Here is a 23510-nt window from a genome sequence, read left to right as displayed (position 1 = left end):
CATCGATAAAATAAAAAAGCCAAACCCTGCAGGCATTGCCCTTAGGAATAATCAAAAAGTTATAAGAAAGTGAAATCGAAAAATGTCGATTGTCGTTATCTATTCCCGCATGGGATAGAATGTAGCACCTTCATGACACTAGGGGTCAAGGGTTGCTAAGGCTTCACAGGGTCTATTCCCTCCGCCTTTCTTGATAACTATTCAATACGTGTTTGAACTTCGTGGGACAAATATACTGATGGAAAAACCGAAATTCCTAATCTTTTTGGAAAAATTCACAGCAAAACCATTATTCCACCTACTTTAAAACCGAGAATTCAATATTGGAATCCGTGAACACCGTATGGGTCTGGGTTTTAAAATCCGATTCATCTGCCTTAAAGATGTTCTCCACATAAGTTTGTGGATTCAAATCAATCAACGGGAACCATGTGCTCTGGACCTGAACCTGTAATTTGTGGCCTTTTTTGAAGGTGTGGAAGACATCCTGTAGTTTGATGTTCACATCGGTTTTCTTGTTTGGTGTGAAAGGCTCTGGATGGGAAAAACTGTTCCTGAACCTGCCCCGAAGCACTTCGCTGCGGACCATTAAATGGTAATTGCTCATTCTAAGGTGGTCCTGCATTTCTTCGTTGGTCTCAACATCGGCGGGATGCACATCGATGATTTTTACGATCCAATCAGCGGCTGTGCCTGTGGTGGCCACTTTTAATTTTGCCATGATATCACCTGCCAAGGTCAAATCTTCATCCAATACATCGGTTTCAAAAACCAAAACATCGGAACGTCGAGCCGCAAAACGTTGGTCATCCGTCATATATTTTCTGGGGGTGAAAACGGTTTTTACATCTTCGGAATACGGCACCGGTTTTTTAATGTCACTGATAAACTGGATTCCTGTGGTTCCTTGTTGCTCTGCAGTGAGCTCTTGATTTTCGGAAAGGTACATGGTCTGTTTTACCATGTTCTCTGGTGGCCATGTATCGTATTGTTTCCATTCTTTTTTTCCTGTATCGAATACATAAGCTTCAGGCAAACCAGAATCCATATCACCGTCACCCTTTAAAAAATGATTGAAAAACTTGGTCTCGATATTGTCCTGGAAAAATTCAGCAATGGAATCACCAAAATAATAGTTGCCTACCAAGCTTCGGCCATCCCGTCTGGACCAACGGCCATGGTCCCAAGGCCCAAATACCATGGTATTGTAATTTCCCTCATTGTATTTTTCAATGTTCTTGTAGGTTTCCAAGGGCCCGTACAAATCCTCGGCATCAAACCATCCGCCCACAATCATGGTGGCCACACTGCTCTTTACATCTTTCAAATGCTGAATGAGCCCACGACTCTGCCATAGCTCGTCATAATTGGGGTGTTCCTTTAACTCGTTCCAGAAAAAGTCGTCAGTGACTCCTTCGGGCCGCATGGTGGGTGTATCAGCAGTTTCGTATTCAAAGAAATAATCCAAGTTTTTGAGCGGTCCAGCATCCAGAAAAAATTGATATTGATCTTCTGTCGGAAGTTCTGGCAGCACATACCAAGCCGTATCAATGGCTTGATCGCCATTGGGGCGTGGGGTTCCAAAAAGGGAGGTTGCCCTAAAATAACTCAACAAATAAGCTCCGTTATGGTGAAAATCGTCAAAAAAGAAATCCCCGATAGAGGCCTGGGGCGACGCCGCTTTTAGTGCCGGATGCGCATCCACCGTGGCATAGGTGGCGTAAAACCCAGGGTACGAAATACCCCAAATCCCAACTTTGCCATTGTTGTTCTCCACATTGTTCACCAACCATTCAATGGTGTCGTAGGTGTCCGAGCTTTCATCCACTTGGTCGTTGGAGGTCTTGTTGGGAATATAGGCCCGCATGTTCTCGTAATGCCCCTCGCTCAACCATCTCCCTCGAACATCTTGGTAGACAATGATGTTCCCTTCCTTCATCAAATTCACATTGGGACCGATTTGTGTCCTAAAATTGCCCTCCCCATAAGGTTGCGAACTATACGGGGTTCGCTGCATAATGATGGGGTATTCTTTTGAAGTGTCTTTTGGCGAATAAATAGTGGTGTGCAATTTTACACCATCCCGCATCTCAATATCCACTTCTTGTTTGGTGTAATGGTCGGCTACATAGGTGTCAACCGCTTGTGCTTCGGTCTTGGTTGTTTTTTTACAACTTACCACCACAAACAAGAGACAAAGACTTAGGAACAGAATCCGAACTGAAGTTTTCATGCTTTCGTATTTTGATTCTCTAAAACTACTAAAGTTCGCGGGAGTATGCCAGCAAAAAAACTGTCCAAAAAGTATTGAAATACGTCATTCTGAACCTGCCTGGCCGGTAGGCAGGTTCATTTTCAGAATCCCATAATGCTGATAAACAAATCACTATGAGAACCTGAAACGAGTTCAGGTTGACGAAAACCTGCCTTTTGGACGGCCTTCTACCTTTATTTTAAATGATGGATTTGGATTATAAACCAAAGGCTTCCTTCACTTGATCTACCATGTCCAGTTTTTCCCAAGTGAACAATTCCACTTCTTTCTGAATTCTTCCGTTATAGGGCGATTCAAAGACCTTGGTGACCGTTTGGGGTTCTTTTCCCAAATGACCATAGGCCGCGGTTTCCAAATAAATGGGGTTGCGCAATTTTAATCGGTCTTCAATGGCAAAGGGTCGCATATCAAAAAGTTCTGAGGCTTTTTTGGCAATTTCACCATCGGACATACCAACATTGGATGTACCGTAGGTATCAACAAAAATTGAAGTGGGTTCCACCACCCCAATGGCATAGCTGACCTGTACCAATATTTCATCGGCCACACCAGCGGCCACCAAATTTTTGGCAATATGGCGTGCGGCATAAGCTGCACTTCTATCCACTTTGCTGGGGTCTTTTCCACTGAAAGCACCGCCTCCATGGGCCCCTTTTCCGCCATAGGTGTCCACTATGATTTTACGTCCGGTGAGGCCCGTATCGCCATGAGGCCCACCAATCACAAATTTTCCAGTGGGATTGATATGGTATTTGATTTTATCATTGAACAACAACTGAATGCTCTCGGGCAACAATTGCTTCACTTCCGGAATCAGGATATTGATTACATCCTCCTTTATTTTGAGCAACATCTCTTCATCGGCTCCAAACTCATCGTGTTGGGTGGAAATGACGATGGTATCGATTCGCTGAGGGACGTTATCATCGGAATATTCAATGGTGACCTGCGCTTTTGCATCGGGTCGCAAATAGGTGATTTTGTCGTTCTGCCGTCTTAAATCAGCCAACACCTGAAGGATCTTATGCGAAATATCCAAGGCCAAAGGCATGTAATTATCGGTCTCCTTGGTGGCGTACCCGAACATCATCCCCTGATCACCAGCTCCCTGCTCCTCCTTGCTCCCACGGTCCACACCTTGGTTTATATCTTGCGATTGTTCATGGATCAATGAAATTACACCACAGGAATCGCCACTAAATTTGTACTCCCCTTTGGTGTAGCCAATTTTATTGATCACTTCCCGGGCAATGCTCTGCAAATCCACATAGGTATGGCTTTTCACCTCCCCGGCCAATACCACTTGCCCCGTGGTCACCAAAGTCTCGCAGGCCACTTTGCTATCTGGGTCGAAGGCCAAAAAATTATCCAAAAGCGCATCACTGATTTGATCCGCAATCTTATCTGGGTGTCCTTCACTAACGGACTCTGATGTAAATAAATATGCCATTATTCTTGATTCTTGGGGTAGCTTTGACAAATGCCCTGTAAAGAAGTTCCTTTCCCCGTTGAAGAGATGCCAAATCGGGTTTGGCTTGAACTGCTTTAGCATTTTTAATCCTGAAATTATTCAGGATAAGAGGTTGCAATCAGTCAAATCTATCCTCATTCTGATGGGCAAAAGTACATATTTGGAACTTATTTTAAAACTTTGTTTTATACCGATTTCAAGCATGCCGTACAAATAGTTTTTTTTCTTTGACTGGATATACTTTGTATATTGCGGCACACGTTGGCCTAATCAATAAATACCAACCTTAAAAACACTAACACCCTATGCATATTGCGGTAGCAGGAAACATTGGCGCCGGAAAGACCACCCTGACCAATCTATTGGCAAAACATTACAAGTGGGAAGCCCATTTTGAGGATGTGGTGGACAATCCGTATTTGGATGATTTCTACACGCAGATGGCACGTTGGAGTTTTAACTTGCAGATTTACTTTTTGAACAGTCGCTATCGCCAAATCCTAAAGATCAGGGAATCCGGGAAAAATGTCATCCAAGATCGGACCATTTATGAGGATGCCCACATTTTTGCGCCCAACCTGCACGCCATGGGCTTGATGACCAACCGCGATTATGAAAATTACAAAGGGCTGTTTGAACTGATGGAAAGTTTGGTGCAACCACCCGATCTTTTGATCTATCTGCGCAGTTCCATTCCCAATTTGGTGAACCAAATCCACAAACGGGGGAGGGATTATGAAAATTCCATCTCCATTGACTACTTAAGCCGATTGAACGAACGCTACGAAGCATGGGCCAACACCTATGAAAAAGGTAAATTGCTCATCTTTGATGTGGACGACATCAATTTTGTGGATGAACCTGAAGACTTGGGTACCGTGATCAACCGTATTGATGCGGAGATTCATGGACTTTTTGAGTAAAATCCAAACCAAAACTTTCACCCTTTACCCTTTTCCCTTTTTTATTCTGTGGATATCGGTATATTTAATTGCTGTATGAAATTTCCAGTGGCAATAAATTCATGAAAGCTTTAGTGTACGAAAACTTCCAAGGCGCATTAAATGTTAAATCCGTGCCCGATCCCACACCCAAGAGCCATGGCGTGGTGGCAAAAGTGGAGGCTACTGGACTTTGCCTGAGCGATTGGCATGGCTGGATGGGGCATGATCCCGACATTAAACTCCCACATGTCCCAGGGCATGAGTTGGCAGGCACTGTAGCTTCCATCGGAAAAAATGTTGTGAATTTTAAGATTGGAGACCGCGTTACCGTCCCTTTTGTTTGCGGTTGTGGTACTTGTGGTGAGTGTATATCGGGCAACCACCAAGTATGCGACCATCAATCGCAGCCTGGTTTTACCCACTGGGGCTCCTTTGCTGAATATGTGGCTCTGGATTATGCGGACACCAATTTGATCAAAATCCCTGATGGGATTACCAATGAAACAGCTGCTATTTTAGGATGTCGTTTTATTACGGCTTTTCGGGCCGTTGTGGACCAAGGCAAGGTAAAGGGCGGTCAATACGTGGCGGTACATGGTTGCGGTGGTGTTGGTCTATCGGCCATTATGATTGCCAATGCGCTCGGGGCCCATGTTATTGCGGTTGACATTAATGACGACACCTTATCCCTTGCCAAAGAACTGGGGGCTGTGGAAGCCATCAATGCCCAAAAAAGTTCCGATGTGATCGCCGAGGTGAAATCATTGACCCATGGCGGTGCTCATGTATCCCTTGATGCCTTGGGAAACCCCGTGACGTGTTTCAACTCCATTGCCAATCTAAAAAAACGGGGGAAGCACATTCAGGCGGGATTAATGACCGGGGAACACAAACACCCCAAGGTTCCCATGGATATGGTGGTTGCCAATGAATTGGAAGTCATCGGAAGCCACGGTATGCAAGCCTTCAAATACCCTGAAATGCTGGAAATGATACAAATGGGGAAACTCAAACCAGAAAAACTGATAGAACGGACCATCACCTTGGAAGATGCCATAACTGCGCTTCCCAATATGCACAAATTTGAAAGCAAAGGTGTACTGGTCATCAATTCATTTTAAAAATCAACAAACCATCATTATGAGAACAAAACACTTCAACAAACTAAGCTTACTCGCACTCGCATTCCTTATACACATCAGCCTTCCTGCGCAGCAATTGGAAAAAGTTCCTTCGGAAGAGGTAGGCATGTCCTCGGAGCGCCTAAATGTGCTTACGGAAACGTTTCAGGATTATGTTGATGACGGAAAGCTGTCAGGTGCCGTCGCATTGGTCGCCCGAAAAGGGAAGGTGGCTTATTTTGAATCGTTTGGAAAAAGCGATATGGAAAACAATGTGCCCATGACAAAAAATTCCATTTTCCGAATTGCCTCGCAGACCAAGGCCATTGTGAGTGTTGGGGTGATGATCCTTCAAGAAAGAGGAAAGTTGTTGATTACGGACCCCGTTGGAAAATATATGCCCGCGTTTATGGAAACCAAAGTCGCCGTAGCCAAGGACGATGGCTCGTATGATGTTGTTGCAGCCGACAGGCCCATCACCATTCGTGATTTGCTCACCCACACCTCCGGTGTAGCCTACGGCGGGGGCATTGCCAAAGATTTGTGGGAAGAAGCCAAAATACAGGGCTGGTATTTCGCGGATAGGGACGAGCCCATTCAGGCCACCGTAAACCGAATGGCGGAACTTCCGTTTGAATCGCAACCCAGAGCAAAATTTGTATACGGATACAACACGGATATCCTTGGCGCCTTGATCGAGGTGGTTTCGGGCGAATCGTTGGATGTCTTTCTTAAAAAGAACATCCTTGACCCCATTGGCATGACCGATACCCATTTCTATCTTCCCCTAAACAAAAGGGAACGCTTGGCCACGGTGTATTCCGCTACCGAAAACGGGTTGGAGCGTGCGCCAAATCCCGGGGGAATGGTGGGCCAAGGTGCTTATGTGGATGGCCCCCGAAAAAGTTTTTCAGGAGGTGCCGGTTTTTTGAGCACGGCCATGGATTATGCCAAGTTCCTTCAAATGATGCTCAACAAGGGTGAATTTAATGGAAAACGCATCATTTCGCTTAAAACTGTGGAATTGATGACCACCAACCATCTTCCTTTTCCACTCAATGAAGGACAGGGGTTTGGATTGGGCTTTTCCACCGTGGAAGATTTGGGGCTAAGGGGTACCTTGGGTTCCGAGGGTGAATTTGCCTGGGGCGGCGCCTATCATTCCACCTATTGGGCCGACCCCAAAGAGGAGCTTCTTGTGGTTTATTTCACCCAATTGATTCCGGCTGGAGGTATTGATGACCATGGAAAATTACGGGCTTTGGTGTATCAGTCCTTGATTGACTAAGGTCTTAGTTTAACCAAAGATCTATGGCTTTAATTTTTTCACTTAACAGAAAACAGGAAATAGAAAATCAAATTTCAATTGATGAATATTTCATTCTACAAGATGATGAATTTATCTCAATTGAAATTGGAAACGGATTCGATTGGTACAGACATTCTCAGAATTGTTCAGATTGTGGAAATTTCCTCAAAAGTATAGGAAGTAATTCCTTTAATTGGTTCTTAAAATCAGATAACAAAATATTTATGCTTGACCTAAATGAATTTGATTCAGAGGATAATCATTTCACTAATTCGTTGAGTTTAATAAATTCTAAAGATTTTTTCGGAACTAAAGCGAAGTTTAGGAAACTTGAAGCGTCAGAACAATATCTAAATAAACTTAGGATACAATTGGAGAACAATGAAGAATATGAAAGATGTGCTAGTTTAAGAGATGCTATAAAGTTTCTTAAAAGAAAATAGCATTCCCTCACCCAAACCGCCCGTTCACTCATTCTTGGTTTTTTTAGGTTGATTTTCAAGGTAGTTTTCAAGTAGTAACTCCGCCCGCGTGGCCAAAATTTGAAAATTATGGGACTCAAGAAAAATCCAAATCTGGAATTGAAACGGAGCAACACCCTCTATTTTTTTGTGGGGATGACGGTAATACTGCTCTTGGCCTATATGGCCTTGGAATGGAAGACCTACTATCCGGTGTCAGAATGGGAAATCGGACAGGTAGACCCAAAAGTGTTATTTGAGGAAACACCACCCGTCACTATTCAAAAGCTGCCACCTCCTCCCAAAATTCAAGCACCACCAGTTATTGAAATTGCAGAAGATGATGAGGACATTATAGAAACCATTATTGAATCCACCGAGCCCAATCAGAATACGGAAATCCCATCCGTAGACGATATTGACGTGGCTGAAGATGATATTCCTGATACCGTGATTTTTTCCGCCATTGAAAATGCTCCGGTTTTTCCGGGTTGTGAAGTCATCTCCGATGAGGATGAAAAGAAAGCCTGTTTTCAAGAGATGATGCAAAAACATATCCGTAAGTATTTTGATTACCCAGAAGTAGCCCAAGAAATGGGATTGCAAGGTAGGGTCAATGTGGTTTTTACCATCCAAAAAGATGGTAGCATCGGTGATGTAAAAATGCGTGGTCCCCATGAAATTTTAGAAACCGAAGCAGCACGGATCATCTCCAAACTACCCAAAATGATTCCAGGAAAACAGCGTGGCACTCCAGTGAAAGTACCTTTTTCCATTCCCATTACCTTTAAATTGCAATAATTGTCACATTGAGCGCCCGCCTGCCGGCAATGCAGGGACGGACAGGCGGGCGATTAAACTGACAATGGCATTGGCCAATACCAGTGTTATCAATTATTTGGCAATTTTCATTAGTTTAGAGGGCACTACTTTCTAAACTGAGCCATTTTGAAAAAATTTCCATTTTTCCTATTGCTTTTACCCTTAGGGATATTTTTTTTAGCCTGTGAACCCTCAGAAAAACAAACCAAAAAAGACTATACCACCTGGTCATCCTATCTGGGCGGTCCAGACCGAAATCATTATTCCACCCTGTCCCAAATCAATAAGGAAAATGTAAAAAACCTAAAAGTTGCCTGGTCCTACTCGGCACAGGACAGCGGTCAAATGCAAATGAACCCCATTGTGGTGGACACCATTATGTATGGGGTAACTGCCGCACTTCGGGCCGTGGCCATCCATGCCGGAACGGGAAAAGAGCTGTGGCGTTTTGGCGATTCATTGCGATTAAATTTATCTACCAGCAGGGGTGTTGTGTATTGGTCCAAAGGCAATGACAAGCGAATTTTATACACTGCCGGACCCAACCTTTATGCAATCAATGCATTAACAGGTAAGTCTATCCCCTCTTTTGGTGATAGCGGCAAAATTGACCTTCATGCCGGGATGCCCGATTGGGCCAAGAACAAATTTTTGATTTCCAATACCCCAGGTACCATATATAAAGACCTTATCATCATGCCCATTCGTTTGGGAGAAGACGTGGGCTCGGCTCCCGGGAATGTCATGGCCTTTAATGTGATCACTGGTGATGTGGAATGGGTGTTTCATACGATTCCACATCCTGATGAAATGGGTTATGATACATGGAAAAATAAGAATGCTTATAAAAGTGATATCGTTGGAGCTGCCAACAATTGGTCGGGAATGGCCCTTGATGAAGAAACAGGGATAATCTATCTCCCAACGGGTTCCGCATCACCTGATTTTTATGGTGGGGAACGGAAGGGCTCCAACCTGTTTGCCAACACCTTGCTGGCCTTAAATGCTGAAACTGGGGAACGTATTTGGCATTTTCAGCTGGTTCATCATGATATTTGGGACCGAGATCTCCCCGCCCCTCCCAACCTCATCACTGTGGAAAGAAATGGGAAGAAGATCAAGGCCGTGGCCCAAGTCACCAAACAAGGCTATGTCTATGTGTTTGATCGTGCCACAGGTGAACCGCTTTTTGATATTGAAGAAGTACCAGTTCCAACCTCCACTTTGGAAGGAGAGGAAGCATGGCCTACCCAGCCCATTCCCGTTAAGCCCAAGCCTTTTGCCAGACTGGCCAAGGATTTAACAGAAGCCGATGTGAGTCCGTATGCCGAAAACAAAGAAGAGCTTCAAGAAATTATACGGAACATGGATAAACGGGAATTTGCACCTCCCAGTTTAGAACCCAATGTGCTTTTTCCGGGGCTTGATGGTGCCGCCGAATGGGGAGGAACCGGGGCAGACCCCGAAGATGGTATCATTTACGTCAACTCCAATGAGATACCTTGGTACCTGCAATTGGTGGCAAACGAAACGCTTGCCGAAGATGCTTCCTTGGGGGAGCAAGTTTATAGTCGATACTGTGTGGTTTGCCATCAGAAAGACCGAAAAGGAATGGCCTCCAGTGGTTATCCGACCCTTATCAATATAAAGGACACCAAGACCAAGACCGAAGTGTCTGAATTGATTGCCAACGGAAAAGGGATGATGACGGGGTTTCCCCAGATTCCCGAGGATGAAAAGGAGGCTTTGCTCCAATTTCTTTTTGATGAAGAAAGTGGGGCCATCGCTGAAGGAACTTTGGAAGGATATCCACTTCCCTACAAGTTTAAAGGGTATGCCCGTTTTCAGGACAGTAAGGGTTTTCCCGCCATTAGTCCACCTTGGGGCACCATGCACGCCATAGATTTGAACACAGGCGACTTTTTATGGTCCATTACTTTGGGGGATATGCCAGAAGTGAGAGCGGAAGATGATCCCATCACAGGATCTCAAAATTATGGTGGCCCCGTGATCACGGAAAATGGACTGCTGTTCATTGCCGGGACCGTGGACGGACATTTAAGGGCTTTTGACAAAACGACGGGGGAATTACTTTGGAAATATAAATTGCCCGCCCCTGCCTTTGCCACACCTACTATGTATGAAGTTGATGGAAAACAGTATATCGCGATAGCCTGTGGTGGTGAAAAATTGGGCACAAAACCGGGCAATCAGATTGTGGCTTTTGCTTTGGAGTAAATAATACAATAAAAAGAGGGTGCCTGAAAAGCTAGTTATCTGTCAGTTCGAGCGCAGTCGAGAACCTAAAAAATATTTTGATAAACAATGGGTTTCGACTGCGCTCAACCTGACAAATTCAAACTTTTGTTGCTTTTCAGGCACCCTCTATTCAGCTTCTTTTAAAAGCATGTGCTAATTCTTTGCCTTAGCACTTTTATATGCTTCGACCATTTCTTCCAATGCTTCTTTGGAATCCGCCTTAAACTCCTTTACCTCATCCATAACTTCTCCATCATCCTCATAGCTTGAAGTAACCATGGCTTTGTAAGCTCCATCAGCTGTATTGCTGATTTCCACCACAAACTTCTTTTCGATGGTCTTGGTTTCTTTCATACCCTCCTCAGAAATAGTGATAACTGTACCATCTCCTTTAACCATGCTCAATTCATCTCCCGGTGACATGCTCACCAAACTTGGTGCGATTACCAAAGCTACAACGGACATCAATTTCAGCAAAATGTTCAAGGAAGGCCCTGATGTATCTTTAAAAGGATCACCAACCGTATCACCAACTACAGCGGCTTTATGGGCATCCGTACCCTTTCGGCCATCGGCTTCAATCATTTTCTTTGCATTGTCCCAAGCGCCTCCGGCATTGGACTGGAAAATAGCCATCAAAACCCCACAAGTGGTCACGCCGGCCAACAATCCGCCTAGCATTTCAGCTTTTCCAATAAAGCCAACGGCTACTGGCACCGCAATGGCCAACAAACCTGGCAAAACCATTTCCTTAATTGAGGCTTTCGTAGAAATTTCTACACATTTTTGATAATCGGCATGTCCATCAGCGGCATCAAAAATAGCTCTGTCCTCGGTAGTTGCCTTGGACATGTCCGAGTCATACTTTCGCATTACGGACAAAGCAGCCTTCAACTGTGGAATATCATTAAATTGTCTACGAACTTCTTCTATCATGGCCATCGCAGCTCGCCCAACGGCATTCATTGATAAGGCTGAGAAGACAAAAGGCAGCATCCCACCTATCAAAAGACCAGCCATTACTTTCGGTTTTGAAACATCAATGGACGAAACATGTGCAACCTGCATAAATGCAGCAAATAGAGCCAAAGCGGTCAAGGCGGCCGAAGCAATGGCAAAACCTTTACCAATGGCAGCGGTGGTATTTCCAACGGCATCCAATTTATCGGTACGTTCACGGACTTCTTGTGGCAATTCTGCCATTTCTGCAATTCCGCCAGCATTATCTGAAATGGGTCCATATGCATCAACGGCCAATTGGATACCTGTATTTGCCAACATCCCAACTGCAGCAATCGCAATTCCATAAAGACCTGCAAAATGGTGCGAAACCAAAATGGCAATCGCAATCAACAAAATTGGAACCATGGTTGACATCATACCTACCCCAAGACCCGCAATAATATTTGTTGCAGCACCAGTTTCAGATTGGCGCACAATCGAGCTTACTGGTTTAGTTCCGGTACCTGTATAATATTCGGTTATTTTACCAACACCCAAACCGGCGACAAGACCTGCTATGGTAGCCCAGAAAATTCCCATTGCCCCGTATGGCAGGCCATCAACAGCTTCAGGAATCATGGTATTGATTATAAAATAAGAAGCTATCACCATTAAAATGGCAGAACCAAACTCACCAATGTTCAATGCTGTTTGAGGATTTCCCCCATCTTTTACTTTCACAAAGAAAGATCCAATGATGGACATTACGATACCAACAGCGGCCAATACCAATGGAAGATAAACGGCGCCCAATCCTTCAAAATCCGGGGTTATGATAAACGCTCCCAAAACCATGGTACCAATGATGGAACCTACATACGATTCGAACAAATCCGCTCCCATTCCGGCCACATCCCCTACGTTATCTCCTACGTTATCCGCAATGGTGGCAGGGTTCAATGGATGATCTTCGGGTATTCCCGCTTCTACTTTTCCAACCAAATCCGCCCCTACATCGGCAGCTTTGGTATAAATACCGCCACCAACACGGGCAAATAAGGCTATCGAGGAAGCTCCCATGGAAAATCCTGTAAGTACATTTAAGACCATCGACAAATTATCTGCTCCTGGCCACATTTCCTGATACAACCAAAATAAGCTACTCAAACCAAGAACACCAAGACCCACTACACCAAGACCCATTACGGCTCCTCCAGCAAAGGCTACTTCCAAGGCTTTGCCCAAAGAGGTTCTAGCGGCATTTGTAGTCCTTACATTAGCTTTTGTGGCTACCTTCATTCCAATGAAACCGGCCAAAGCGGAGCAAATGGCCCCAACTATAAATGAGACAGCCACCATACCGTTTGAACCTACTTCATTGCTTCCTTTAAAGAACAATAAAATGGCCACGGCAATTACAAATATGCTCAGTATTTTATATTCTGCCTTTAGAAATGACATTGCTCCATCTGCAATGTTCTTGGCAATTTTTGCCATCTTGGCATCTCCGACTTCCTGTTTTGTAATCCATACGTTTTTAATGAATACGTACAACAAGCCCAAAATACCAAATGCGGGCAAAAATTTTACGATTAAATCCATAGTTTGTAGTTATTTAATATTTTTTTAATGGCAGCTAATGTAGTAAAATACGGAGTAATAAAAAAAATGCTCTTTTGATTGTTAAATGCGCACTAATCTGTGTTCCATGTTATCTATATGGTATAAGTGCGTTTCTTTTTGTGCTCACTTTCTTCATAGCGCTTCACACATTCATGGTAAATGGCGATGGCCTCATTGACATCACCCCAACCACCGGTGTCCACTTTCTTTTTTTCCAAGTCTTTGTACACCTGAAAAAAGTGCTCTATCTCCTTGAGCCTATGGGGGTTCAGTTCGCTAATATCATCCCTTTTGCTCCAAATGGGGTCTGAAACAGGCACACAAATCAATTTTTCGTCCGGTCCTTTTTCATCGGTCATATGGAAGACACCTACGGGTTTCACCTCGGCAACCACCATAGGGTAGGTTGGCTCGGTGCAAAGGACCAAAACATCCAGGGGGTCCCCATCCAAGGCGAGCGTTTCTGGAATAAAACCATAATCACCGGGATACATCATGGAAGAAAAGAGGGTTCTATCAAACCTGATCTTATGTAGTGTAAAATCGTATTCGTACTTGTTTCGGCTACCTTTTGGAATTTCAATCAATACATCGAAAGTAAGAGGTTCTTTATTGGACATTTTTGAAGTTTTGTTTTTGCAAAAATAGCCCGTATTACTGGAAAAGGATAAAGAAATTGGATTAATTCGTATAGATTCCCGTTTTCACGGGAATGACAATTTCATCTGAATCCTGATACTTTGCATCAGGAAGATTTTTTCGGTTAAAAATTAAATCCGAAGGTTCCCGTAATCCCAAATGGTCGGGCATCTGGGTTGTCCAAGTAGTTGCCCCTAAAGTTAAAATCGATCCTAAAAATCTTGAAGATATTGCCTATTCCAAAGGAATACTCCCAATAAATTTGATCCTCGGGTGCCATTAATGGGATGTTGGTGGGTGCGCTGAGGGCAATATTTTCATCGGAGAGTTGGCCCCATGCCCCTCGCAGTCCCACAATTTCCCTTAGGTTGAGTTTGCGGAGCAATGGAATCCTTGAAAACAGCCTTCCATTAAAATTATGCTCCAAATGTACCGTGGCATACGTATCGGTCACGAACTCATAAAAATCCAGATTAGGAAAGGCATTGTAAAGTGAAAACAGGGTTTGGTTTCCGGGAATCACACTCAACAGGGATAAAGGCACCTCACCAAAGGTCTTGCCCAATTCCACACTGCTCGTCAGTCTTCCATACCCTCCCAACTGCCATGGTTGTCGGTATGAAAATTGAATGCGCTCATAGTCAAAATCGCTTTCCAAAAAACCACTGATACCTTTGGTATAATTAAGCACTAGGGTACTGTGGTCATCATTGATGCTGACACGTTCCACCCCATACCCAATGGTCCGTTTTCCGGGTGTGTAGATCAGGGCTGTACTGAGGTCAAACTGCTTCACTTCTGAGGAAATCCCGGTCGGGGAACTGGGATCCACATAATCCAGGCTGAATGCATCTGGCAGGGCCGAGCTTAAGGTGCGGAAAGAACTGCCCACACTTATCCTAAAGTTTTTTGCAGGCTCCATTTCCACATTAAGGGTGGATAAGTTGATATTGGTGAGCCTGTTGTTAGACCCCACAGTGACCAAGGAGGACGAAGCTATGCTCCTGCCCAACACGTCGTTGGTACTGGTAAGGCTGAGTCCCAATTGCTCAATGTCCCTTCTGTTTCCGCCCGAAACAATGAGCCTTGTCTTTCTATCCAATAAAAATTTGCCAGAAAAACCGTGTTTGAACTTTTGATCATCAAAACCATAGGCCATGTAGCCTTCCAATCGCCATGGATCATTTTGACCGAAATAGGTCCGCGCCCCTCCCCTTAGCCGAATGCCTTCGGCATCATTGTAGCCAAAAGTGCTGTAAATGTCACCAATGTCAATGTTCCACTTGTCAATTTCAATATAACCCGAACCCAAAATACTCACAATGTCATAGTAGGTCCGGAACTTGGGAACGGTCTTTAGGGTATCCAACAGCTCAAAAATCCCCGATTCATCATCATTAAGGATTTCCAAGCGGGCATTTTTCCAAAATGTGCTGTCCCTTGCAAACACCCGGGGGTCATAAGGGTCGGATTCCGCTTTGTAAAACTCTTCGGGATGGTTGGTGTTGAACTTATAATTATCAAATACAGTGGTGCGTTTTCCGTACACGCCACGTGATTTTTCCTTTTTGGAAAAGGCAAAATCGCTCAGCATATAGTCCCGTTTCAACAAAAAGACCGAATCGTTGACCACCTCAAAATCCTGCTCAATATAAATCTCCTTAACCCAGTTGATGTTGGCACTTTTGGTGACCTGCATGTTGATTTTCTTGATGGCAAAGGTGGTGTCATTCACCCAAAAATCGCCCTTAAAGGTGAGCTCATTCTTTCGTCTGGGGTAATAGATGATATTGTAGCACCATTTATTGTCGATATAGGTACTGTCTGAAAGGACATAGTTATAGGTGTCAATTCCTGTTTTGGAAAGCGGACTGGTAAAGCTTTTATCAAAAAACCGAAGGTAATTGTCGTAAATGTTATAATCCGTATACAGGTCTTCCACAAATGCAGTTATGGATTGATTTCCTTCAAACCCGGAACTTTTGTTCCCCAACACATCTTCTTTTTCCCTGTTTATGACATTATCTCCAAATACTCTTGAAAAAGTTTCGTTCAAGAAAAAAGGCAGGTAGGTTTTTCCGGTAACACGGGACGTGTCCAAATCCTCGAACATAAATTCGAGTCCCTTGAACAGTTTACTTTGGATCAGGGCGCTGTCTATGGTATTAAGGTCGAATTCTATTTTCTCGTATTTGTCGTACTCATATTGCTTGAACATACGAACCCCGTTCTCGCGCTTTTTTTCCCATATTTTCCGAAGAATGTCTATGGCCGGATTGTCTTTTTTGGATTGTTTTCCAGTGTATACCACCACTTCCTTCAATTGTTCGGTGGATTCGTTCAGTACAATTTCCAAACCATAGTTTACCTTTTGCGGCAAGGACAACTCTTTGGTCTCATAACCAATAAACGAAACGGTGATGATGTCATAGGTGTCATCGGATTCCAGATAAAATCGGCCATTATCATTGGTGATGGTACCTTCGGAAGAATTTTTAAAAATGATGTTGGCAAAGGCAATGGGGTCGCCCGATTCATCCAAAACGATGCCCCCGACCTTGGTTTGGGCAGAAGCAGCCAAAAAAGACAGGAAAAAGAATACGGTAAGGAATCTCTTCATGTTTTGATATATGGGACACTTGAAAAACCATACGGTCTTTCAATTTTACTTCGGTTAAATTTTGACTAAAAGTAATTTTTTATCAAAAACTGTTTCCTTAAAAAAGCCCCATCAACGAAAGTCGATGAGGCCCAAATACCTTACAAATATAACCAAGTTTATTTATATAAAACTTTTTTAACAGCTTTGATCACATCTTCGTGATTGGGCAACCATTCTGCCAAAAGTACAGGTGAATACGGCGCCGGAGTGTCCGCTGTGTTGAGTTTTACGATGGGGGCATCCAAATAATCGAATGCTTTATCCTGAACTTGATAGATAATTTCGGTGGCCACATTGCCAAAAGGCCATGCTTCTTCCAAAATTACCATTCTATTGGTTTTCTTTACGGACTTGAGGATGGCTTCATGATCCATGGGTCGCACGGTTCGCAAATCGATGATTTCGCAGCTGATGCCTTCTTTCTCCAATTCATCGGCAGCTTTGTAGGCCTCCTTGATGATTTTTCCGAAGGAAACAATGGTAACATCGGTTCCTTCACGCTTTATATCGGCCACACCCAACGGAATGGTGTATTCCCCTTCGGGCACTTCCCCTTTATCACCGTACATCTGCTCAGACTCCATGAAAATAACAGGGTCATCGTCACGAATGGCCGATTTCAACAAACCTTTTGCATCGGCAGGATTGGAGGGCACCACCACCTTTAACCCAGGGCAGTTGGCGAACCAACTTTCAAAAGCCTGGGAGTGTGTTGCCGCCAACTGTCCGGCAGAAGCCGTTGGCCCCCTAAAGACAATGGGGCATGGAAACTGCCCAGCGGACATTTGCCTGATTTTTGCCGCATTGTTTATGATCTGATCTATCCCTACCAAAGAGAAGTTGAAGGTCATAAATTCTATGATGGGGCGGTTGCCGTTCATGGTAGAACCTACACCAATACCAGCAAATCCCAATTCAGATATGGGAGTGTCAATCACCCGCTCGGGTCCAAACTCGTCCAACATTCCCTTGGAAGCTTTGTAGGCTCCATTGTACTCGGCCACTTCCTCTCCCATCAAATAAATGGTATCGTCCCTTCGCATTTCTTCAGACATCGCCTCCGCTATGGCTTCCCTAAACTGTAGTGTTTTCATTAAATGGTGATAAATAGATTCGTTAGTGTGCTTAAAAACGCAAGCAAAAATAGCAAAAACTACACGAACAATCCTGTGCCTTCATCCAAAAAAAAGAACAAAATTTATTATGCATGCATAATAAATTTAGAATTTAATAGCTATCTTTGAAACCATAAACCTTAAGTATATATGAAGATTTTAGTTTGCATAAGCAACGTACCGGATACTACTTCCAAAATCAATTTTACGGAAGGCGACACCAAGTTTGATACCACCGGGGTGCAATTTGTGATCAATCCAAACGATGAATTTGGGCTGACACGTGCCATGTGGTTCAAGGAAAAACAGGGTGCAGAGGTACACGTGGCCACCGTAGGGGGTGCCCAGACCGAGCCCACAATCCGAAAGGCATTGGCCATTGGTGCCGATGAGGCCATTCGGGTGAATGCCGAACCCACCGACGGTTTCTTTGTGGCCAAACAATTGGCCGAAGTGGTAAGGAACGGCGGGTACGACCTCATTATAGCCGGAAGGGAATCCATTGATTATAACGGAGGCATGGTCCCTGGCATATTGGCCACGCTATTAGACATGAACTTTGTAAATACCTGTATCAGTCTAGAGATTGATGGTTCAAACGCCACGGCCATTCGTGAGATTGATGGTGGAAAAGAAAAAATAAGCACCTCTTTGCCCTTAGTGGTGGGAGGCCAAAAAGGATTGGTGGAAGAAAGCGACCTCCGCATTCCCAATATGCGCGGTATTATGATGGCCCGTAAAAAAGCCCTCAACGTAGTTGAACCCGTGGATGCACCTCAGCCCACCCAAGACCAAAAGTTTGATAAACCGGCCGCAAAAGGCCCTGTTAAATTGGTGGATGCCGACAATGTTGGGGAATTGGTTGACTTGTTGCACAACGAAGCCAAAGTGATTTAAATCAAAACTCAAATGCAAAGCACCAAATACCAAGCTTTTGGAATTTGGGATTTGAAAAATTGAAATTTCAAGAAATTATGTCAGTAGTAGTCTATACCGAATCAGAAAAAGGAAAATTAAAAAAGAGCGCTTTTGAAGTCGCTTCCTATGCCCATAAAGTAGCCCAAGACCTTGGAACAAGCGTTACCGCTGTTACTTTCAATACCGATGACAATGCATCACTGGGCGAATATGGGGTTTCCAAAGTATTGAAGATATCCAACGACCAATTGGCCACCTTTAATGCCAAAGCATACGCCAGTGCATTGGCACAGGCAGCCGAAGCGGAAGGTGCCAAGGTCATCATTGTAAGTTCCAGTGCCGACAGCAAATTCTTGGCACCCATTCTTACCGCAAAATTGAATGCAGGCTATGTGCCCAATGTGGTGGCCGCTCCAGATAGCACTTCACCCTTTGTGGTGAAACGCACCGCTTTCAGTAATAAAGGGTTCGCCCATACCGAAATCACTTCGGATGTAAAAATCATTGGCGTTTCCAACAATGCCTTCGGTGTTGTGGAAAACAGCGTTTCTGCAACAGTCGAAGATTTTAGTCCATCTTTGGCCGATGATGCTTTTTCCACCAAATCCGTTGAAGTGGACAAGGTGGCCGGAAAGGTTTCCATTGCCGATGCCGATATCGTGGTTTCCGGAGGACGTGGACTCAAGGGTCCGGAAAATTGGGGCATGGTGGAAGAGTTGGCCGAAGTATTGGGAGCAGCAACCGCTTGTTCCAAGCCCGTATCCGATATGGGATGGCGTCCACATGGCGAACACGTGGGCCAAACCGGTAAACCCGTAGCCAGCAATCTGTACATCGCCATCGGTATCTCTGGTGCCATACAGCACTTGGCCGGGGTGAGTGCATCAAAAACCAAAGTGGTCATCAACAACGACCCTGAAGCTCCCTTCTTTAAGGCCGCTGATTACGGAATTGTTGGGGACGCCTTTGAAGTCGTACCCAAACTCATCGAAAAATTAAAGGAATTTAAAGCCCAAAACGCTTAAATTTTGTTAATTTGCCCTTAACAGGGGCTGTTCAGATAACTGGCAAAGTCACTTATTTGAACAGCCCTTTTTGGTATAGAAGGAGATTATGAGCTTAGTACGGTTAAAAATAAAGGGAATATCATACAGTCAAACCCAGAATGGTGCATACGCCCTTATTTTGAATGAGGTTGAAGGGGACAGAAAGCTTCCCATAGTCATAGGGGCATTTGAGGCACAGTCCATCGCCATTGCATTGGAAAAGGAGATAAAACCACCCCGACCCCTCACCCACGATCTGTTCAAGAACTTTGCAGACCGATTTCAAATTGTGATCAAGCAGGTCATTATCCATAAATTGGTGGATGGCGTTTTCTATTCCAGCATCATTTGTGAACGGGACAAGGAGGAAGAAATCATAGATGCCAGAACCAGCGATGCCATTGCTTTGGCCCTTCGTTTTGATGCGCCCATATTTACGTACAGGACCATTTTGGACAAGGCAGGAATCTTTCTCAAATTCTCTTCCAAAGAAGATGAAAATGAGGATGATGACAACAGTATAGTGGTCGATGAAATCCTTCAGGAAGGCGAAGCGGTTGAGATTGAATCCGGACCGGGTTCCCACGGCTATCGCGAAATGTCCCTGGAAGAACTACATAAAGAATTGGATAAGGCAGTGGCCAGCGAGGACTACGAAAAAGCTGCCAAATTACGGGACGAAATTTCCAAGCGCAAATAAATCAACTACATGGGGAAAAAGACCTTGAGTTTCCTGGCACTAGTATTCGTTTGTACGGTTGTCCTCGGCCAAAATACACTCCCCACTGATTCCCTTAACACCGCCATTGGCACCACCATCATCGATGATATTTCGGTGCAGGATGCTCCAGAGATGATTCCCAACCAAGGATTTTCCGTCAACACCCTGTGGAGAGGGGCCTTGGGCATGGCCGTTTTGATCTTGATTTCCTTTTTGTTCAGTTCCAACCGAAGGGCCATCAATTGGAAAACGGTCGGCATTGGGCTTACGTTGCAATTGTTAATTGCCATTGGGGTGCTCAAAGTATCTTTTGTGCAATATGCCTTTGAAAAAGTCGGCGAAGTCTTTGTGAGCATCCTCGATTTTACCCGGGCAGGGAGCCAGTTCCTGTTTGAAGGTCTGGTGGTGGACATGGACACTTTCGGGTATATTTTTGCCTTTCAGGTATTGCCTACCATAATTTTCTTTTCCGCACTGACTTCGGTCCTGTTCTATTTGGGCATCATTCAAAAAGTGGTGAAGGCCATGGCTTGGTTGCTATCCAAATCACTCGGAATATCCGGAGCGGAAAGTTTATCAGTTGCCGGAAACATTTTCTTGGGCCAGACCGAAGCCCCATTGCTCATCAAAGCATATTTGGAAAAAATGAACAAGTCCGAAATCCTTCTGGTGATGATCGGTGGCATGGCCACTGTGGCCGGAGCCGTTTTGGCAGCCTATATCGGTTTTTTGGGCGGCGATGACCCTGTTTTACGATTGGTCTTTGCAAAGCACCTTTTGGCCGCATCGGTAATGGCAGCACCCGGGGCCATTGTCATTTCAAAAATATTATATCCACAGACCGAAGCCGTCAATACGGATGTAAAGGTCTCCTCCGAAAAAATCGGGGCCAATATCTTGGACGCTATTGCCAATGGCACCACCGAAGGTTTAAAACTGGCCCTCAACGTAGGAGCCATGCTCTTGGTCTTTGTGGCCTTTATCGCCATGATCAATGGTATTTTGGGTTGGGTGGGCGATCTAACCACTTTCAATTCATGGATTGCTGCCAACTCTCCATACGAAAGCTTCTCGCTCGAGGCCATATTGGGGACCATTTTTGCGCCTCTTATGTGGCTCATCGGGGTGGCCAATGAAGATGTCATGCTCATGGGACAGTTACTCGGAATCAAACTTGCTGCCAGCGAATTTGTGGGTTACATTCAATTGGCCGAACTAAAGGCGGTCACCAGTGACCTTCATTTTGCCTACAACAAATCCGTGATTATGGCTACCTATATGCTGTGTGGCTTTGCCAACTTCGCTTCCATCGGCATACAGATTGGAGGTATTGGCTCTTTGGCCCCCGGTCAGCGTAAAGTATTGTCCCAATTTGGAATGAAAGCTGTTTTGGGCGGCTCTTTGGCCTCATTGCTGTCTGCTACCATTGCGGGGATGATTTTGGGATAGATAGGTGAAGGGTGAAAGGCGAAGGGTCAAAGGCGAAGGGAAAAAGGTCTTTAGAAGAATCAGAAAAATTAAAACACAGAATTCAACCTCGAAATTTTTAAACATAGATAGTTATGAGAAATTTTAGAGGGTTGAACGTCTGGAAAGACGGACGAATTTTAGTGAAAGAAGTTTACACACTCACCAAGTTCTTACCAGATTCCGAACGATTTGGATTGACACCCCAGGTGCAGAGAAGTGCCATTTCCATTCCTGCGAACATTGCAGAAGGCTGCGGCAAATATTCTGAGAAGGATTTTGTCCGATTTCTTCAAATGAGCTTGGGTTCTGCCTACGAATTGGAAACCCACCTAATTCTTTGTGAAGATTTAGAATTTCTTTCTCCTGAAGTAGCAGATTGCCTTGTTGAAAAGATTCAAATACTACAAAAGAAAATCGTATCGTTGATTAAATATATTAAATCAAACTATTGACCTTTTACCTAAAATCCTTTAGCCTTTTATAGTATCCCAGTTAATAAAGTTTTTATAAGTCTTTTGGATTTTAGTTTCAAAAACCTACCCATTACAGTAATTTAGACGGATTGATTTTGTGTCACATCGAGCTGTCACCCTGAGCGCCCGCCTGCCGAACGGGTAGGCAGTCGAAGGGGAATCGAGATGCTTTGGATTTCTCGATACGATTTCAGCAAGCTGAAACCACTCGAAATGACGACAATATAGCATTAAAAGCATGAAACAGTACCACGACCTCCTAAAACATGTATTGGAACACGGGAATGCCAAAGGCGACCGTACCGGAACAGGCACCTTGAGCGTTTTTGGCTATCAGATGCGATTTGACCTATCCGAGGGATTCCCCATGGTGACTACCAAAAAGTTGCACCTCAAATCCATTGTCCATGAGTTGCTGTGGTTCTTGAAAGGGGACACCAATGTGCAGTACTTACAAGAAAACGGCGTCCGAATATGGAACGAGTGGGCGGATGAAAACGGCGACCTCGGCCCCGTATATGGCCACCAATGGCGCAATTGGAACAGTGAGGAAATTGATCAGATCAAGGAAGTGGTGGAAACCTTAAAGACCAATCCAAATAGCCGCAGAATGCTGGTATCTGCTTGGAACCCCAGTGTGTTGCCGGATACTTCGGTGTCCTTTGCGGAAAATGTGGCCAATGGAAAGGCCGCACTCCCCCCCTGCCATGCCTTTTTTCAGTTTTATGTAGCCGATGGCAAACTTTCTTGCCAGCTCTACCAACGCAGTGCTGACATATTTTTAGGTGTGCCGTTCAACATTGCCTCTTACGCTTTGTTCACCATGATGATGGCCCAAGTATGTGGCTATTTGCCCGGTGATTTTATCCACACCTTTGGTGATGCCCATATCTACAACAACCATTTGGAGCAAGTGCACCTGCAATTGAGTAGGGAGCCACGCCCCTTGCCCACCATGAAACTGAACCCAGAGGTAAAAGATATTTTCAACTTTACTTTTGATGATTTTGAGCTGTTGAACTACGATCCGCACCCACATATTAAAGGGGTTGTGGCGGTGTAAATAATCCCATGAAATTCCGTTTTTATCCAAAGTTTTGATTTTTATTAACGGGTTAGCTTAGATTAAATCATGAATAAACGAACTGCACTTGGGTATAAAATTCACAAAGCATATAATACAATTCTTCAAAAAGAAAATTCGATTCTTCATTATAACTTCTATGCTTATTCACTATT

The 23510-nt window shown here is 44.3% G+C and carries 18 protein-coding genes and 1 riboswitch; of the genes, 12 read left to right on the top strand and 6 right to left on the bottom strand.

Going from position 1 to position 23510, the window contains the following annotated elements:
• Positions 1-92 precede the first annotated feature (92 nt).
• A riboswitch (SAM riboswitch) is annotated at positions 93-200 on the bottom strand.
• Positions 201-298: 98 nt separating this feature from the next.
• Together A7D14_RS00430 and metK are read right to left on the bottom strand one after the other, a co-directional pair.
• Entirely contained in the window at positions 299-2233 is a 1935-nt protein-coding gene (locus tag A7D14_RS00430) for a CocE/NonD family hydrolase (protein ID WP_141673174.1), read from the bottom strand.
• Positions 2234-2471: 238 nt separating this feature from the next.
• On the bottom strand, positions 2472-3725 hold the full coding sequence (gene metK / locus A7D14_RS00425; protein WP_067028812.1) for a methionine adenosyltransferase: 1254 nt from the start codon (positions 3723-3725) through the stop codon (positions 2472-2474).
• Between the two features lie 326 nt (positions 3726-4051).
• Between metK and A7D14_RS00420 the strand changes: the two genes are divergently transcribed.
• From A7D14_RS00420 to A7D14_RS00395, 6 genes are all read left to right on the top strand, one after another.
• Positions 4052-4669: a deoxynucleoside kinase gene (locus tag A7D14_RS00420; RefSeq protein WP_067028809.1), complete on the top strand. Its 618-nt coding sequence runs from the start codon at positions 4052-4054 to the stop codon at positions 4667-4669.
• Between the two features lie 101 nt (positions 4670-4770).
• Entirely contained in the window at positions 4771-5811 is a 1041-nt protein-coding gene (locus tag A7D14_RS00415; protein WP_067028829.1) for a zinc-dependent alcohol dehydrogenase family protein, read from the top strand.
• 19 nt (positions 5812-5830) lie between these two features.
• The gene (locus A7D14_RS00410) at positions 5831-7099 is read left to right on the top strand and encodes a serine hydrolase domain-containing protein (RefSeq protein WP_067028807.1); all 1269 of its coding nucleotides are present in this window, start codon (positions 5831-5833) and stop codon (positions 7097-7099) included.
• A 23-nt stretch (positions 7100-7122) separates the two neighbouring features.
• On the top strand, positions 7123-7563 hold the full coding sequence (locus A7D14_RS00405; RefSeq protein WP_067028804.1) for a hypothetical protein: 441 nt from the start codon (positions 7123-7125) through the stop codon (positions 7561-7563).
• Between the two features lie 108 nt (positions 7564-7671).
• Entirely contained in the window at positions 7672-8382 is a 711-nt protein-coding gene (locus tag A7D14_RS00400) for an energy transducer TonB (protein WP_067028801.1), read from the top strand.
• A gap of 147 nt (positions 8383-8529) precedes the next feature.
• The gene (locus tag A7D14_RS00395) at positions 8530-10641 is read left to right on the top strand and encodes a PQQ-binding-like beta-propeller repeat protein (protein ID WP_067028798.1); all 2112 of its coding nucleotides are present in this window, start codon (positions 8530-8532) and stop codon (positions 10639-10641) included.
• A 174-nt stretch (positions 10642-10815) separates the two neighbouring features.
• On the opposite strand, the gene A7D14_RS00390 is transcribed toward A7D14_RS00395, so the two are convergent.
• The 4 genes from A7D14_RS00390 to A7D14_RS00375 all read right to left on the bottom strand — a co-directional run bounded on the left by A7D14_RS00390 (position 10816) and on the right by A7D14_RS00375 (position 17622).
• Positions 10816-13206, bottom strand: a complete 2391-nt coding sequence (locus A7D14_RS00390; protein WP_067028795.1) for a sodium-translocating pyrophosphatase — start codon at positions 13204-13206, stop codon at positions 10816-10818.
• A gap of 113 nt (positions 13207-13319) precedes the next feature.
• Positions 13320-13847, bottom strand: coding sequence for an inorganic diphosphatase (locus A7D14_RS00385; protein ID WP_067028793.1), 528 nt, complete (start codon positions 13845-13847; stop codon positions 13320-13322).
• Positions 13848-13990: 143 nt separating this feature from the next.
• Entirely contained in the window at positions 13991-16486 is a 2496-nt protein-coding gene (locus tag A7D14_RS00380; protein ID WP_067028790.1) for a DUF5686 and carboxypeptidase-like regulatory domain-containing protein, read from the bottom strand.
• 158 nt (positions 16487-16644) lie between these two features.
• On the bottom strand, positions 16645-17622 hold the full coding sequence (locus A7D14_RS00375; protein WP_067028786.1) for a pyruvate dehydrogenase complex E1 component subunit beta: 978 nt from the start codon (positions 17620-17622) through the stop codon (positions 16645-16647).
• Positions 17623-17793: 171 nt separating this feature from the next.
• Here A7D14_RS00375 and A7D14_RS00370 point away from each other — a divergent pair, with 171 nt between their 5' ends.
• The 6 genes from A7D14_RS00370 (at position 17794) to A7D14_RS00345 (ending at position 23334) form a co-directional block, all read left to right on the top strand.
• On the top strand, positions 17794-18540 hold the full coding sequence (locus tag A7D14_RS00370; RefSeq protein WP_067028784.1) for an electron transfer flavoprotein subunit beta/FixA family protein: 747 nt from the start codon (positions 17794-17796) through the stop codon (positions 18538-18540).
• 77 nt (positions 18541-18617) lie between these two features.
• Positions 18618-19586: an electron transfer flavoprotein subunit alpha/FixB family protein gene (locus A7D14_RS00365; protein ID WP_067028826.1), complete on the top strand. Its 969-nt coding sequence runs from the start codon at positions 18618-18620 to the stop codon at positions 19584-19586.
• Between the two features lie 88 nt (positions 19587-19674).
• Positions 19675-20307 carry a bifunctional nuclease family protein gene (locus A7D14_RS00360; RefSeq protein WP_067028781.1) on the top strand — a complete coding sequence of 211 codons (633 nt, stop codon included), beginning with the start codon at positions 19675-19677 and terminating at the stop codon, positions 20305-20307.
• Positions 20308-20316: 9 nt separating this feature from the next.
• Positions 20317-21777, top strand: coding sequence for a NupC/NupG family nucleoside CNT transporter (locus tag A7D14_RS00355; RefSeq protein ID WP_067028778.1), 1461 nt, complete (start codon positions 20317-20319; stop codon positions 21775-21777).
• Between the two features lie 113 nt (positions 21778-21890).
• Positions 21891-22250, top strand: a complete 360-nt coding sequence (locus tag A7D14_RS00350) for a four helix bundle protein (protein WP_067028775.1) — start codon at positions 21891-21893, stop codon at positions 22248-22250.
• A gap of 259 nt (positions 22251-22509) precedes the next feature.
• On the top strand, positions 22510-23334 hold the full coding sequence (locus tag A7D14_RS00345; protein WP_067028772.1) for a thymidylate synthase: 825 nt from the start codon (positions 22510-22512) through the stop codon (positions 23332-23334).
• Positions 23335-23510: the final 176 nt, after the last annotated feature.

The sequence above is a fragment of the Allomuricauda sp. CP2A genome (assembly GCF_001683915.1).
In the GTDB taxonomy this organism is placed as follows: Bacteria; Bacteroidota; Bacteroidia; order Flavobacteriales; family Flavobacteriaceae; genus Flagellimonas.
This window is presented reverse-complemented; position numbering and strand designations above follow the sequence as displayed.

What these genes read in the sequence shown, in the direction of transcription:
- A7D14_RS00430 (WP_141673174.1), bottom strand. Translation starts at nt 2,233, where the DNA reads ATGAAAACTTCAGTTCGGATTCTGTTCCTAAGTCTTTGTCTCTTGTTT.
- metK (WP_067028812.1), bottom strand. Translation starts at nt 3,725, where the DNA reads ATGGCATATTTATTTACATCAGAGTCCGTTAGTGAAGGACACCCAGAT.
- A7D14_RS00420 (WP_067028809.1), top strand. Translation starts at nt 4,052, where the DNA reads ATGCATATTGCGGTAGCAGGAAACATTGGCGCCGGAAAGACCACCCTG.
- A7D14_RS00415 (WP_067028829.1), top strand. Translation starts at nt 4,771, where the DNA reads ATGAAAGCTTTAGTGTACGAAAACTTCCAAGGCGCATTAAATGTTAAA.
- A7D14_RS00410 (WP_067028807.1), top strand. Translation starts at nt 5,831, where the DNA reads ATGAGAACAAAACACTTCAACAAACTAAGCTTACTCGCACTCGCATTC.
- A7D14_RS00405 (WP_067028804.1), top strand. Translation starts at nt 7,123, where the DNA reads ATGGCTTTAATTTTTTCACTTAACAGAAAACAGGAAATAGAAAATCAA.
- A7D14_RS00400 (WP_067028801.1), top strand. Translation starts at nt 7,672, where the DNA reads ATGGGACTCAAGAAAAATCCAAATCTGGAATTGAAACGGAGCAACACC.
- A7D14_RS00390 (WP_067028795.1), bottom strand. Translation starts at nt 13,206, where the DNA reads ATGGATTTAATCGTAAAATTTTTGCCCGCATTTGGTATTTTGGGCTTG.
- A7D14_RS00385 (WP_067028793.1), bottom strand. Translation starts at nt 13,847, where the DNA reads ATGTCCAATAAAGAACCTCTTACTTTCGATGTATTGATTGAAATTCCA.
- A7D14_RS00380 (WP_067028790.1), bottom strand. Translation starts at nt 16,486, where the DNA reads ATGAAGAGATTCCTTACCGTATTCTTTTTCCTGTCTTTTTTGGCTGCT.
- A7D14_RS00375 (WP_067028786.1), bottom strand. Translation starts at nt 17,622, where the DNA reads ATGAAAACACTACAGTTTAGGGAAGCCATAGCGGAGGCGATGTCTGAA.
- A7D14_RS00370 (WP_067028784.1), top strand. Translation starts at nt 17,794, where the DNA reads ATGAAGATTTTAGTTTGCATAAGCAACGTACCGGATACTACTTCCAAA.
- A7D14_RS00365 (WP_067028826.1), top strand. Translation starts at nt 18,618, where the DNA reads ATGTCAGTAGTAGTCTATACCGAATCAGAAAAAGGAAAATTAAAAAAG.
- A7D14_RS00360 (WP_067028781.1), top strand. Translation starts at nt 19,675, where the DNA reads ATGAGCTTAGTACGGTTAAAAATAAAGGGAATATCATACAGTCAAACC.
- A7D14_RS00355 (WP_067028778.1), top strand. Translation starts at nt 20,317, where the DNA reads ATGGGGAAAAAGACCTTGAGTTTCCTGGCACTAGTATTCGTTTGTACG.
- A7D14_RS00350 (WP_067028775.1), top strand. Translation starts at nt 21,891, where the DNA reads ATGAGAAATTTTAGAGGGTTGAACGTCTGGAAAGACGGACGAATTTTA.
- A7D14_RS00345 (WP_067028772.1), top strand. Translation starts at nt 22,510, where the DNA reads ATGAAACAGTACCACGACCTCCTAAAACATGTATTGGAACACGGGAAT.